The organism is Xanthomonas sp. F1 (assembly GCF_014199855.1).
Genome location: NZ_JACHOK010000001.1, coordinates 1,024,444 through 1,038,039 on the forward strand (window position 1 = coordinate 1,024,444; position 13,596 = coordinate 1,038,039).

The following is a 13,596-nucleotide window of genomic DNA, read 5'->3' on the forward strand; positions in this document are numbered from 1 at the left end:
GGGCCGGTGCGCTGCAGAGGCCGCGCGGCGGCTTACTTCTCCGCTTCGAGCTGCTTGCGGATCTGCGCGTCGACCGCGGCGATCGCGGTCATGTTCATCACCCGGCGCGAGGTGGCGCTGGTGGTGAGGATGTGCACCGCCTTGGAAATGCCCATCAGGATCGGGCCAATCGCCACGCCGTCGGTGAACACGCGCACCAGGTTGTAGGCGATGTTGGCCGCTTCCAGGTTCGGCAGCACGAACAGGTTGGCGCGGCCCTTCAGTGTGCTGTTGGGCATGATCTGCTTGCGCAGCGCCTCGTCCCACGCGGTGTCGCCCTGCATCTCGCCGTCGATGTTGAGTTCGGGCTTGCGCTTGAGCAGCGCCTCGCGCACCTGGCGCATCTTCAGCGCGTCGCGCGAATCGTGGCTGCCGAAGTTGGAGTGCGACAGCAACGCGATGTTCGGCTCGATCCCGAACAGCTTCAGGCGATAGGCGGCTTGCAGCGTGGCTTCGACGATCTGCTCCACGCTCGGATCTTCCTGCACGTGGGTGTCGACGAAGAAGAACGCGCCCTGCTGGTTGATCACGCCGGTCATCGCCGAGGTCGAGCTGACCTTCGGCTCCAGCGGGATCACGCTGCGTGCGTAGCCGAGCTTCTTGTGGAAGCGGCCGACCACGCCGGTGAGCAGCGCATCGGCTTCGCCGCGCGCGACCATCACCGCTGCGATCAGCGTCGGCCGCGAGCGCATCAGTTCCTTGGCCGCGGTGACGGTGACGCCGCGGCGTTCGGTGAGCGCGTGGTAGTACTGCCAGTAGTCGTTGAAGCGCGGATCGTCGTGGATGTTGGTGATCTCGAAATCCACGCCGGCGGTGATGCGCAAGCCCAGGCGCTGGATGCGCGCTTCGATCACGTCGGGGCGGCCGATCAGGATCGGGAACGCCAGGCCCTCGTCGATCACGCTCTGCACCGCGCGCAGCACTACCTCTTCCTCGCCCTCGGCATAGACCACGCGCTGCTTGTCGGCGCGCGCACGGTCGTACACCGGCTTCATCATCAGGCTGGTGCGGTAGACGAACTGGCTGAGCTTGTCGCGGTAGGCGGCCATGTCGGCGATCGGCCGCGTGGCCACGCCCGAATCCATCGCCGCCTGCGCCACCGCCGAGGACAGCTCGACCAGCAGGCGCGGATCCAGCGGCCGCGGGATCAGGTAGTCGGGGCCGAAGCTCGGCGTCTCGCCGCCATAGGCCGCACCCAGATCGGAGGCCTCGCGCCGCGCCATCGCCGCGATCGCCTTGACGCAGGCGATCTTCATCTCCTCGTTGATGCCGGTGGCGCCGACGTCGATGGCGCCGCGGAACAGGTAGGGGAAGCACAGCACGTTGTTGATCTGGTTCGGATAGTCCGAACGGCCGGTGCCGATGATCGCGTCCGCGCGCACCGCCTTGGCCGCCTCCGGGGTGATCTCCGGATTCGGATTGGCCAGGGCGAAGATCACCGGCTGCGGCGCCATGGTCGCCACCATCTCCGGCTTGAGGATGCCCGCGGCCGACAGGCCCAGGAAGATGTCTGCGCCCTCGACGATCTCGGCCAGGGTGCGCTTGTCGGTATCGCGGGCGTAACGCGCCTTGTCCGGATCCAGGTCGGTACGGCCGGTGTGGATCACGCCGTCGCGGTCCAGCGCCAGGATGTTCTCCGGCTTCAGGCCCAGCGAGACCAGCATGTTGACGCAGGAGATGCCGGCCGCGCCCATGCCGGTGGTGGCCAGCTTGACCTCTTCGATCTTCTTGCCGGTGACCACCAGCGCATTGAGCACGGCCGCGCCGACGATGATCGCGGTGCCGTGCTGGTCGTCGTGGAACACCGGGATGTTCATGCGCTCGCGCAGCTTGCGCTCGACGATGAAGCACTCCGGCGCCTTGATGTCCTCCAGGTTGATGCCGCCGAAGGTCGGCTCGAGGCTGGCGATGATGTCGACCAGCTTGTCCGGATCGTTCTCGTTGATCTCGATGTCGAACACGTCGATGCCGGCGAACTTCTGGAACAGCACGCCCTTGCCTTCCATCACCGGCTTGGACGCCAGCGGGCCGATGTTGCCCAGGCCCAGCACCGCGGTGCCGTTGCTGATCACCGCCACCAGGTTGCCGCGCGCGGTCAGCTCGCTGGCCTGTTTCGGATCGGCGACGATGGCCTCGCAGGCGAAGGCCACGCCCGGCGAATAGGCCAGGGAGAGGTCGCGCTGGGTCAGCATCGGCTTGGTCGCGGAGACCTTGATCTTGCCCGGCGGCTGCTGGCGGTGATAGTCGAGGGCGGCCTGTTTGAAATCGTCGTTTGACATCGAGGGCTTCTTTTGTCGAAAGGCGCGGAGGCCCGGAATTCTACCCCCAGCAGCAGGAGCGGTCCTGTCTGGTGGCTGTCGCCAGGGCCGCGGGGACCGGGAAAAACGCGACGCGCCGGCGAGGCCGGCGCGTCCAAGCTGCAACTAGATTCAGCGGATCGGGGTAGTGACGGGATCGACCGTCACATCCGGCAGCGTCTCTTCACCGCCGTTCAAGGCGATGCGCAGGCGGTCGCGATCCAGCGCGTTCTCCCAGCGCGAGACCACCACCGTGGCCACCGCATTGCCGATGAAGTTGGTCAGCGAGCGGCATTCGCTCATGAAGCGGTCCACGCCCAGGATCAGCGCCATGCCGGCCACCGGCACTTCCGGCACCACCGCCAGCGTCGCCGCCAGGGTGATGAAGCCGGCGCCGGTCACGCCGGCCGCGCCCTTGGAGCTGAGCATCGCCACCAGCAGCAGCGCGATCTGGTGGCCGAGGGTCAGCTCGGTGTTGGTCGCCTGGGCGATGAACAGCGCCGCCAGGGTCATGTAGATGTTGGTGCCGTCGAGGTTGAACGAATAGCCGGTGGGCACGACCAGGCCGACCACGGACTTCTGGCAACCGGCCTTCTCCATCTTCTCCATCAGCGACGGCAGCGCCGATTCGGACGAGGAGGTACCCAGCACGAGCAGCAACTCGGCCTTCAGGTAACGGATCAGCTTGAGGACGGAAAAGCCGCACAGGCGCGCCACCGCGCCCAGGATCACCAGCACGAACAGCAGCGAGGTCACGTAAAACGACCCCACCAGCCAGGCGAGATTGATCAGCGATTCGACGCCGTACTTGCCGATGGTGAAGGCGATCGCGCCGAACGCGCCGATCGGCGCGGCCTTCATCAGGATATGCACCAGCTTGAACACCGGCGCCACCAGCGCCTCCAGCAGATTCAGCACCGGCTTGCCGCGCTCGCCGACCAGGGCCAGCGACAGGCCGAACAGCACCGCCACGAACAGCACCTGCAGGATGTTGTCGCCGACGAACGGGCTGAGCAGCGTCTTCGGGATGATGTCCATCAGGAAGCCGACCAGGGTCAGCTCGTGCGACTTCTCCACGTAGCTGTGCACTGCGCTCTGGTCCAGGTCGGCAGCATTGATGTTCATGCCCGCGCCGGGCTGCACCACGTGCGCGACGATCATGCCGACGACCAGCGCCAGGGTGGAGAAGAACAGGAAGTACACCATCGCCTTGGCGAACACTCGGCCCACCGTCTTCAGGTGGGTCATGCCGGCGATGCCGGTGACGATGGTCAGGAAGATCACCGGCGCGATGATCATCTTCACCAGCTTGATGAAGGCATCGCCCAGCGGCTTGAGCTTCTCGGCGAACGCCGGCTCGTAGTGGCCGAGGATGGCGCCAAGGACGATGGCGACCACCACCTGGAAGTACAGCTGCCGGTAGAACGGCAGATGCCGAGGCGCGTGGCCCGCCGGCGAGGTTGGGATATGCATGGCTTGCGCTCCGGGACGGTCCGCCCACCCGACGCGGGTCGCGGAATGCTGCCTTTGTACGCGTCGCCGGCGTCTAAGCAGATAACCTATTGGTACTAGGCCCGGCGCCTGGCCATGTCGACGCGGTTACAGTGCCGCGGTACGCTCACGGAAGGGCCGAACGCAACGCCGCATACAGACGCCGCCCTTGCGGCCCGTCGCGGCGCCGTCGCCATCGCAGCGCGCGCCTTCAGGGGGAGGCGCCGCCGCAGGACTGCAACATCGCCGTAAAGAACGGCCGGGCGCGTCCGCTATTGCATGCAGGGGGCAATACGTCCGGCACCGTGTCCGCATCGCGGCGGCATCGCCGTTCGCGTGCGGCCCGCCACCGCACTGCCCGCGCCATCGCACCACCAGCCCGGCCGGGGACTGCCGTGCCTTCATTCCTTACCGAGACGACTCCATCATGCGCCACACTCTTCTTTTCGCTGCGCTGGGCCTGACCGCCGCCGCTCCCGCCGTCGCCGCCAATAACTTCGACAACTGGCCGACCAAGGTCGCCTTCAACGACGGCACCGAACTGGCCGTGACCGGCAACTACGCCTACGACTGGAACAACTTCTCCAACGACGATGGCCGCCTGGAGGACGACAACGCGTTCCGGCGCAAGGAGTTCGGCGCCACGCTGAAGAAGAAGGGCGTGTACGACGCGATGGTGTACTTCGACTTCGAATCCAAGCTGTGGCTGGACGTGTTCTTCCGCTTCGAGACCAAGGCCCTGTTCGGCGCCGACTACGGCAAGGTGCGCCTGGGCTACATCAAGGTGCCGGTGGGCCTGGAAGGCGTGACCAGCTCGCGCGCGGACAGCTTCATGGAAGTCGCGCTGCCGGTGCAGGCGATCTACCAGGGCCGCCGCACCGGTGTGGAATGGACCTTCGAGCGTCCGCAGTACCTGCTGCAGGCCGGCGCGTACGGCGGCAAGGACCTGCAGGGCGACAACCCCGGCACCACCCAGGCGGTGCGCGGCGTGTGGACCCCGTTCAAGGCCGACGGCGACGTGCTGCACCTGGGCCTGGCCTATTCGCAGGAGAATCCGCGCGGTTACCACAACGGCCTGGACGTGAGTTTCAGCCCGCGCGCGCGCTTCCGTGCGCGTCCGGAAGCCGGCCTGACCGACGTGCGCCTGATCGATTCGGGCACGCTGGTCGACGTCGACCAGGTGCGCCGCACCGGGCTGGAGGCGATCTGGATCAAGGGCCCGTTCTCGATGCAGGGCGAGGCGCTGCGCGCCGACGTAACCCGCGACAACGGCCGCCCCGACTACACCGCCGATGGCCAGTACGTGTTCGCCAGCTACGTGCTGACCGGCGAGTCGCGGCCGTACAGCGCCGGCAATGTCGGCAACATCAAGCCGGCCAACGCCTACGGCGCGGTCGAACTGCTGGCGCGCTACAGCCGCCTGGACCTGGACGACGGCACCGTGCTCGGCGGCCGCCAGCACGACTGGACCTTCGGCGCCAACTGGTACCTGACCAGCCACTTCAAGTTCCAGGTCAACTACGTGCGTGCCGATGCCGAGCGCGCCGGCGTGCGCCTCAAGCCGAACTCGCTGGACGTGCGCGCCCAGGTCCAGTTCTGAGCCAGTGCACGCCGGCCGATCCGATGCGATCGGCCGGCGTGCGTCCTGCGGCGCCAACCGCAGGGGCTGTGCAACGAACCGCCGCAAGGCCGCCGGCGACGCCGTCGGCCCTTGTACGTTCTGACCTCGCCACCTGCAGCCCGCTCGCGGCATCTCCGTGGGACGGCATTGGCGACGCTGTCTGGCACGTCGCTATCCGAGCCCGACCCGGTCGTTCGCTCTCGTCTGGCGATCCACAACACCGACCATCGTCGCTCGCATGCCGCAAACGGCATCGCACCCTCTAAGCTGATGCGGCCCCGGTCGCCGCGTTCTTCCGCATGCCCTCGCTCCTGCGCCATCGCCGCCTGATCCTGCTGCTGATCGTCATCGTCGGCGGCATGCTGCTGGCGATGCTGTCGGCGCAACACGTCGCCGAACAACGCGCGCTGCGCGCCGAAAGCGTGCAGCTGCGCCAGCAACTGGATCTCTATGCGCAGACCCTGCAGCAGCGCATCGACCGCTACCGCACCCTGCCGCAGGTGCTGGCACTGGATCCGGAACTGCGCGACGCCCTGACCCACCCGCTGGACCCGGCCACGCAGCGGCAGCTGAACCTGAAGCTGGAACGCGCCAACGACGTCACCCGCTCTTCGACCCTGACCCTGATCGACGCCAACGGCGTGGCCCTGGCCGCCAGCAACTGGCGTCTGGCCAGCAGCAACGTCGGTGCCGACTACAGCTTCCGCCCGTACGTGAAGCAGGCCTTGGCGCAGGGCAAGGGCCGCTTCTACGGCATCGGCATGACCACTGGCGTGCCCGGCTACTTCCTCTCGCAGGCGATCCTCGACGCACACGGGCGCCCGCTCGGGGTGATCGTGATCAAGATCGAGCTGGCTGCGCTGGAGCACGAATGGCTGCGCGTGCCCGACGTGGTGCTGGTGAGCGACGGCCACGGTGTGGTGTTCCTGTCCAGCCGCGACGTCTGGCGCTATCGTCAACTGCAGCCGCTCAGCGCACACGAGCGCGACGAACTGCTGGCCACCCGCCAGTACGCGCAGCAGACGCTGCTGCCGGCGCGAAGGCGGGTGCTGGAGACGCTGGACGACGGCGGCCAGGTAATGCGCATCGACATGCCCGCGCAGCCGGCGCCGCTGCTGTGGCAGAGCATGGCGCTGCCGGAGAGCGGCTGGCGCCTGCACCTGCTGCACGACATCGGCGGCAGCCGCGCCGCCGGCCGTGCCGCCGCGCTGGCCGCGGCCGGGATCTGGCTGGCGCTGTCGTTCCTGGGCCTGCTGTTCCAGCAGCGCCAGCGCCTGGCGCGGCTGCGCCAGCGCAGCCGACGCGAACTGGAGTCGCTGCTGCAGCAGCACGCGCAGGAACTGCGCACCGCCCAGGACGGCATCGTGCAGGCCGCACAGCAGGCCGACACCGGCCTCAGCCGCAGCCTCGAGCACCTGCCGCAGGGCGTGGTGATCATCGATGCGCAACTGCGCCTTGTCGCCTGGAATTCGCGCTATCTGGAGATCTTCCGCTTCCCCCCGGAACTGATCCGGGTCGGCCGCCCGATCGAGGACGTGTTCCGCTACAACGCACGCCGCGGCCTGCTCGGCCCCGGCCCGGTCGAGGCGGCGATCCAGCGCCGCCTGGACCACCTGCGCAGCGGCCGTCCGCACATGCGCGAGAGCGAGAAGGACGACGGCACGGTGCTGGAGATTCGCGGCAATCCGCTGCCCGACGGCGGTTTCGTCACCAGCTACGCCGACATCACCAGCTACAAGAACGCCGCGCGCGAACTGCGCTCGCTGGCCGACGCGCTGGAGCACCGCGTCGCCGAACGCACCCGCGACCTGGCCGAAGCCAAGCGCGAGGCCGAGAACGCCAACCGCTACAAGACCCGCTTCGTGGCCTCGGCGGTGCACGACCTGCTGCAGCCGCTCAACGCCGCGCGCATGTTCGTCTCGGCGCTGCGCGGCAAGCTGCACGAAGCCGATGCGCGGCAGATCGCCGACCACGTCGACAATGCGCTGGCGGCGCAGGACGCGATCCTCAACAGCCTGCTGGACATCTCGCGGCTGGAAGCGGGCACGTTGAAGACACAGGTGCAGGATCTGGCGCTGGACCCGCTGCTGCAGACCCTGGCGCGCGAGTTCGGCATCGTCGCCGAAGGCCGCGGCCTGCGCCTGGACTACGTGCCGACCCGCGCCACCGTGCGCAGCGACGCGACCCTGCTGCGGCGCATCCTGCAGAACTTCCTGTCCAACGCGGTGCGCTACACCCCGCGCGGGCGCGTGCTGCTGGGCTGCCGCCGCGATGGGGCGCAGTTGCGCATCGAGGTCCACGACCAGGGGCCGGGCATTCCCGACGCCCTCCAGCAGGAGATCTTCGAGGAGTTCCGCCGGCTCGGCGACGGCGTCGCCAACGACCGCGGCGCCGGTCTGGGCCTGGCGATCGTGGAACGCATCGGCCGCCTGCTCGGCCATCGCATCGGCCTGCGCTCGCAACTGGGCCGCGGCAGCGTGTTCTCGGTGACCGTGCCACTGGGCGATGCCGCTGCGGCGCAACGCCAGGCGCCGGCGGCGATGGCCAGCGACAACGGCGACGACCCGATCCTGCACGGCTGCCGGGTGTGGTGCATCGACGACGACCCGCGGGTCTGCGAGGCCAGCCGCACCCTGCTGACGCGCTGGGCCTGCCAGGTGGAACTGGCTGCCGGCCCGGACCAGGCGCTGGCCGCGGCGCAGCCGGCGCAGGCGCCGGAACTGGTGCTGCTGGACGTGCGCATGGGCGAGTGCGACGGCCCGACCCTGTTCGCGCAGCTGTGCGCACGCTGGCAGGCCGAGCCGCGCGTGATCCTGGTCACCGCCGAAGCCGATCCAGCGCTGCGCGCCCTGGCGCAGGAACGCGGCTGGGGCTTCCTGGCCAAACCGGTCCGGGCTCCGGCCCTGCGCGCGCTGATGACGCAGATGCTGCTGCGGCGTGGCTGAGGTTGAGCCCCTCTCCCACCGGGAGAGGGGTTGGGGTGAGGATCCGGGGCGCGCAGCGCAACGCAAGACCTCGTGCGCAGTTGGCTAGCCAATCCCCGCCATTGTCCTTGAGAGAGGAATCCCTGGCGGCCGTCCCCTCATCCGCCCCTGCGGGGCACCTTCTCCCGACGGGAGAAGGAAGAGCGCTGGCCCCTCTCCCACCGGGAGAAGGAAGAGCGTGGCCCCCTCTCCCGCCGGGAGAGGGGTTGGGGTGAGGGTCCGGGGCGCGCAGCGCCATGCAAGACCTCATGCGCAGTTGGCTAGCCAATCCCCGCCATCGCCCTTGAGAGATGCCTCCTTGGCGGCCGTACCCTCATCCGCCCCTGCGGGGCACCTTCTCCCGGCGGGAGAAGGAAGAGCGTGGCCCCTCTTCCACCGGGAAAGGGGTTGGGGTGAGGGCTGGCGGGCAGCAGGGCCTCTACCACTCGCGCGGGGCGATCAGCTCCTCGACGTCGGCGTCGGCGAAACCGTAGGCCTTGGCGATGTGCAGGAAGTCCACGCCGATGTTCTCGCGCGCGGAGGTCTCGATCTCGCTGTCGTGGGCCTCGAATTCCAGCGCCAGCTTGTTGAACTCCTCGGTGGCGGCGTGGGTCAGCCGGTACAGCGCCGGCAGATCCGCCGGTTCCTGCGCCTCGATCGCCTCGCACAACCGCAGCAGGATCTTCTGCCCCTTGCCGACCAGCGACGGGGGGAAGTAGTCGTCGTCCAGCATCTCCTGCAGGAACGGATAGTGGGCGGTCTGCTCGTTGCGGATGGTCGTGGTGGGCATGGTCCGGTGGTCTCCGCCCGCGGGGGGCGCGGGCATCGGCGCATAGCATCGCGTATCCGGGCGCCGCGGAAAACGCCCCGCCGGTGGCCCGGTTCAGGCCTCGCCTTCCGGCTCCAGCGCCTTCACCAGCACCGCTGCCTGGGTGCGGCTGTGGCATTCGAGCTTCTTCAGGATCGCGGTCACGTGAACCTTGACGGTGTTCTCGGCCAGGCCCAGTTCGTAGGCGATCTGTTTGTTGAGCAGGCCGTCGGCCAGGCACAGCAGCACCCGGAACTGCTGCGGGGTCAGTTGCGCCAGGCGCGCGGCCAGCTGCGCGTCGGCCTCCGAACGCGCCGCGGTCAGCGGCGGGAACCAGGTGCCGCCGTCGAGCACCGCGGCCACCGCGATGCCGATGGTCTCGGCGGGCGAGGACTTGGGAATGAAGCCGGCCGCGCCGAACTGCTGCGCGCGGCGGATCACCCGCGGGTGGTCGTTGGAGGAAATCACCACCACCGGCACGTCCGGGCGCTCGCCGCGTACGTGCAGCAGGGCCGAGAAACCGCGGGCGCCGGGCATGGCCAGGTCCAGCAGGATCAGGTCGGCATCGGCCTGGGCGGCCAGCGCGGCGTCCAGGGTGGCAGCGCTGGCCGCCTCCACCACCAGGGCGCGCGGCAAGGCCTGGCGCAGCGCGTGCAGCACGGCGGCGCGGAACAGCGGGTGGTCGTCGGCGACCAGGATCGTCGGGGCATCCATGGGCGTGAGGCAGCTGGCATGACGCCGCAACGCGGCATCGGGTGGGCGCGGACAGCGCAGGACATGCAGTGTACGTGTGGTGCGGATGGATGCCGAGCGTGCGCCCGCTCTGGCGGAGGGTGGCGCGCCAGCACAAGCCTGCCGGATCTTGTCGTCGGCGCGCGCCACGCGACACAGCCCTGCACGATCCGCACCAGACAATCGCCCAGCCCCCCACCCCACCCGCCACCACCCGCAGCAGGCACTGGCTGCCGCGCATTCAAGGCCAGCCCCACCATGGCCGATAACACGGCGTGACCGTCTCGCTCTCCAACCTGCTGGGCCGCCTGCCGCTGGCCGCGTCCTGCCTCACCCTGTGCCTGGCGCTGGCCCCGGCTGCGTCCGCGTCGGCGGCCGTGACCGTCAACGACGACGACCTCCCCAGCAGCCTGGAACACTTCGGCCTGGACGACGGTTTGTCGCAGCTGTCGATCAACGCCCTGCAGAGCGACGACCAGGGCTTCCTGTGGGTGGGCACGCAGGAAGGCCTGAACCGCTTCGATGGACACCTGTTCCGTACCTACCGGCGCGAACTCGGCAGCGATAGCCAACAGAGCCTGCTCAGCAGCAGCATCGACAGCATCGGCTTCGAGCCGCGCGGCACCCGCCTGTGGCTGGGCACCAACGATGCCGGCCTGGAAGTGATCGAACTGGCCACCTGGCAACACCACCGCCTCGACGCCAAGCAGGGGCTCTCGCACAACCGCGTCACCCAGATCCTGATCGATCCGCAGGGCGGCGCGTGGCTGGGCACCGAACGCGGCATGGACCGGGTCGAGTCCGACCTGCAACGGGCGCGGCTGCTGGGCGGCGATGCGCCGGTGGTGGGCCTGACCTGGATGCCGGACGGCAAACAGCCGGTAGCGCTGGACCGGCAATGCCGCCTGTGGCGGCTGGGCCGCGAGGCGCGCGAGGAGTTGCCGGCACCGCGTGGCATCGACGAATGCGTGGGCCTGCAATCCGGGCCGGAGGGGCTGTGGCTGGCCTCGGCGCGCGGCGGGCTGTTCCAGCTCGATGCGCGGGGCACGGTGCGGGCGCACTGGACGCCGGCGCAACTGCTCACCGGCGGCAGCGACCTCAGCGCGCTGATCCGGCTGCACGACGGCCGCGTGCTGGTCGGCACCACCAATGCCACGGTGACGCAACTGGACAGCGCGCGGCATGCGCCGCAGCGGTTGAGCTTCGACATACCGCCGAACAGCGCGATCATCCGTTTCTACCAGGCACCCGACGGCACCTGGTGGATCGGCACCTACACCGCCGGGCTGTACCGGGTACGGCCATTGTCGGCGGTGATCCGCAACGACGAAGAGCGCATCAGCGACATCCGCGACTGGCCCAGCAGCAGCGTGCGCAGCATCTGGCGCGACGGCGAGCGCATGCTGATCGGGACCGACCAGGGCCTGCTGCTGCGCGACGGCAGCCGCGCCGCCTCGCATCTGATACCGGGACTGGCCAGCCAGGCGATCCGCAGCATCGCCGCCGACCGCGACGGCTGGTGGCTGGGTACGCGCCAGGGGCTGTGGCGTCTGGACCGGGGCGGCGCGCTGCGGCGCCTGGGCGGCCTGGCCGACGAGCACATCAACGATCTGCTGCTGGAAGGCGACACGCTGTGGGTCGCCACCCGCCGCGGCCTGACCCGCGTGGTCGGCGGACGCGTGCACAACGATCCGCGCTGGGCGCCGCTGAACGGGCACACCCTGACCCGGATCTACCGCGGCAGCGACGACACCTTGTGGATCGGCTGCAACGATTGCGGCCTGTGGCGCATGCGCAGCGGCCGTCCCGCCGAACCGTACCGCCCGCGTGGCAGCACCTTGTACGCCTCGGTCTGGTCGCTGTACGAACGCGACGGCGTGCTGTGGGTGGGCACCTTCTCCGGCGGGCTGTACCGCATCGACCTCAAGCGCGACGTGGCACTGCGCTACAGCGACCGCGAAGGGCTCAGCAGCAACGTGATCTACACCATCCTGCCGGACCCGCAGGGGCGGCTCTGGCTGAGCACCAACAACGGCCTGAGCGTGCTCGATCCGCGCACCCGCATCGTGCAGAGCCTGGGCCGCCGCGACGGCCTGCAGAACCAGGAATACAACAGCGGCCGCGGCTACCGCGACGCGCACGGCCTGCTGTACTTCGGCGGCACCCAGGGCGTGGACGTGATCGACCCCACGCGCCTGCCGCTGCGCAGCCCGCAGGCGCGCGCGGTGCTCACCGACCTGCGCATCCTCAATGCCGGCGAGGACCGCAACGGCGGCCAGAACCAGGCCGAGAGCGACGTGGTCTATGCGCAGCGCATCGCCCTGGACCACCGCGACAACGTGTTCACCATCGGCATGACCGCGATCGACTTCGCTGCGCCGGGGACTGCACGCCTGCGCTATCGCGTCGACGGGCTGCAGAAGGGCTGGGTGTACCCGCAGACCGCGCACAGCGACTTCTCGGTCAGCCACCTGCCGCCGGATCGCTACACGCTGGTGGTGGAAGCGGCCGGCCGCGACGGCCAGTTCGGCGCCGCGCGACGGCTGCAGATCGAGGTGCTGCCGCCGCCCTGGCGGCATCCGCTGGCCTACGCCGCCTACGTGTTGCTGGGGCTGGCGCTGCTCGGTCTGGCATTGCATCGGGTTCGACGCACCGTCAACCGCGAACGCGACATGGTGGAGCTGCTGAACCTGACCGTGGCCGAGCGCACCCGCCAGCTCGAACGCGCCAATCAGCAACTTTTGCAGAGCAACGCGCGCTTGCAGGCGGCCACGCGGCTGGATCCGCTGACCCAGGTCGCCAACCGCCGCGAGCTGCAGGACTGGCTGGCCCGCGAATGCCCCGTCCTGCTGGCGGCGCTGGACGACGGCAGCAGCGCCGATGCGCTGTACTTCTTCATGATCGACGTGGACAACTTCAAGCGCATCAACGACGACTACGGCCACCAGGCCGGCGACGCCGCACTGGTGCACTGCGCCGATCGCCTGCGCGGGCTGTGCGGCGAGCGCGATTTGCTGGTGCGCTGGGGCGGCGAGGAGTTCCTGCTGGTCACGCGCCTGCCGCGCGAGGACGCCGCAAGTGCCTTGGCCGAACGCCTGCGCGCGGCGGTGGCCACGCAGCGCTTCGCCCTGGCCGAGCGCGACCTGACGCTGACCTGTTCGATCGGCTTCGCGCCCTGGCCGTTCGTCGCCGCATGGCCGGCGCTGGGCGACTGGGAACAAAGCGTGGGCCTGGCCGACCGCTGCCTCTACGCCGCCAAGGGCGCCGGCAAGGACGCCTGGGTCGGGCTGGCACCCGGCGCAGCACCGGACCGGCCGCGCCTGCACGCGCTGCTGGCCGGCGGCGCGCCGGAGGAACTGGGCGACAGCGTGCGCGTGCTGTGTTCGCCCGGGCGCCAGCCGCGCTTCGCGCGCTGAGCGCCGGCGCCCTAGGGCGTGTCACCCATTCCCGAGTATGCCGCGTTGGGTCTGGCAGGCGCGCTGCCGGCGTTGCGTGGCGCAGCGCCTGACTGGCCGTCAGGTCAAGCCGCGCGGCGCCGGTAGCGCGCCTGCCAGACCCAACCCGAAGGGCCGCGGTTGCGCGCGCCCGTGGTCGCGTCATCGCTCGGGCGTGGACGCACGTCCACGTCCTCGCTCTCCTTGCCAC

7 protein-coding genes are annotated in these 13,596 nt (G+C 69.5%); 3 read left to right on the top strand and 4 right to left on the bottom strand.

Annotation, left to right across the window (positions count from 1 at the left end):
• Window positions 1-32: 32 nt before the first annotated feature.
• Both GGR71_RS04215 and GGR71_RS04220 read right to left on the bottom strand, forming a co-directional pair.
• Entirely contained in the window at window positions 33-2,318 is a 2,286-nt protein-coding gene (locus tag GGR71_RS04215) for an NADP-dependent malic enzyme (protein ID WP_160963942.1), read from the bottom strand.
• A gap of 150 nt (window positions 2,319-2,468) precedes the next feature.
• Window positions 2,469-3,809, bottom strand: a complete 1,341-nt coding sequence (locus GGR71_RS04220; RefSeq protein ID WP_160963940.1) for a dicarboxylate/amino acid:cation symporter — start codon at window positions 3,807-3,809, stop codon at window positions 2,469-2,471.
• A gap of 445 nt (window positions 3,810-4,254) precedes the next feature.
• Here GGR71_RS04220 and GGR71_RS04225 point away from each other — a divergent pair, with 445 nt between their 5' ends.
• Both GGR71_RS04225 and GGR71_RS04230 read left to right on the top strand, forming a co-directional pair.
• Window positions 4,255-5,427: an OprO/OprP family phosphate-selective porin gene (locus GGR71_RS04225; RefSeq protein WP_048490877.1), complete on the top strand. Its 1,173-nt coding sequence runs from the start codon at window positions 4,255-4,257 to the stop codon at window positions 5,425-5,427.
• A gap of 320 nt (window positions 5,428-5,747) precedes the next feature.
• Entirely contained in the window at window positions 5,748-8,393 is a 2,646-nt protein-coding gene (locus GGR71_RS04230) for a hybrid sensor histidine kinase/response regulator (RefSeq protein WP_160963938.1), read from the top strand.
• A gap of 457 nt (window positions 8,394-8,850) precedes the next feature.
• Here the strand turns inward: GGR71_RS04230 and GGR71_RS04235 are convergent, their stop codons facing one another.
• Together GGR71_RS04235 and GGR71_RS04240 are read right to left on the bottom strand one after the other, a co-directional pair.
• Window positions 8,851-9,201, bottom strand: a complete 351-nt coding sequence (locus tag GGR71_RS04235) for a DUF5713 family protein (RefSeq protein WP_048490879.1) — start codon at window positions 9,199-9,201, stop codon at window positions 8,851-8,853.
• 93 nt (window positions 9,202-9,294) lie between these two features.
• Entirely contained in the window at window positions 9,295-9,933 is a 639-nt protein-coding gene (locus GGR71_RS04240) for a LuxR C-terminal-related transcriptional regulator (protein WP_048490880.1), read from the bottom strand.
• Window positions 9,934-10,226: 293 nt separating this feature from the next.
• Between GGR71_RS04240 and GGR71_RS04245 the strand changes: the two genes are divergently transcribed.
• A complete protein-coding gene (locus GGR71_RS04245; RefSeq protein ID WP_160961795.1) occupies window positions 10,227-13,367 on the top strand; it encodes a diguanylate cyclase domain-containing protein in 3,141 nt (1,046 codons plus the stop codon).
• Window positions 13,368-13,596 lie beyond the last annotated feature (229 nt).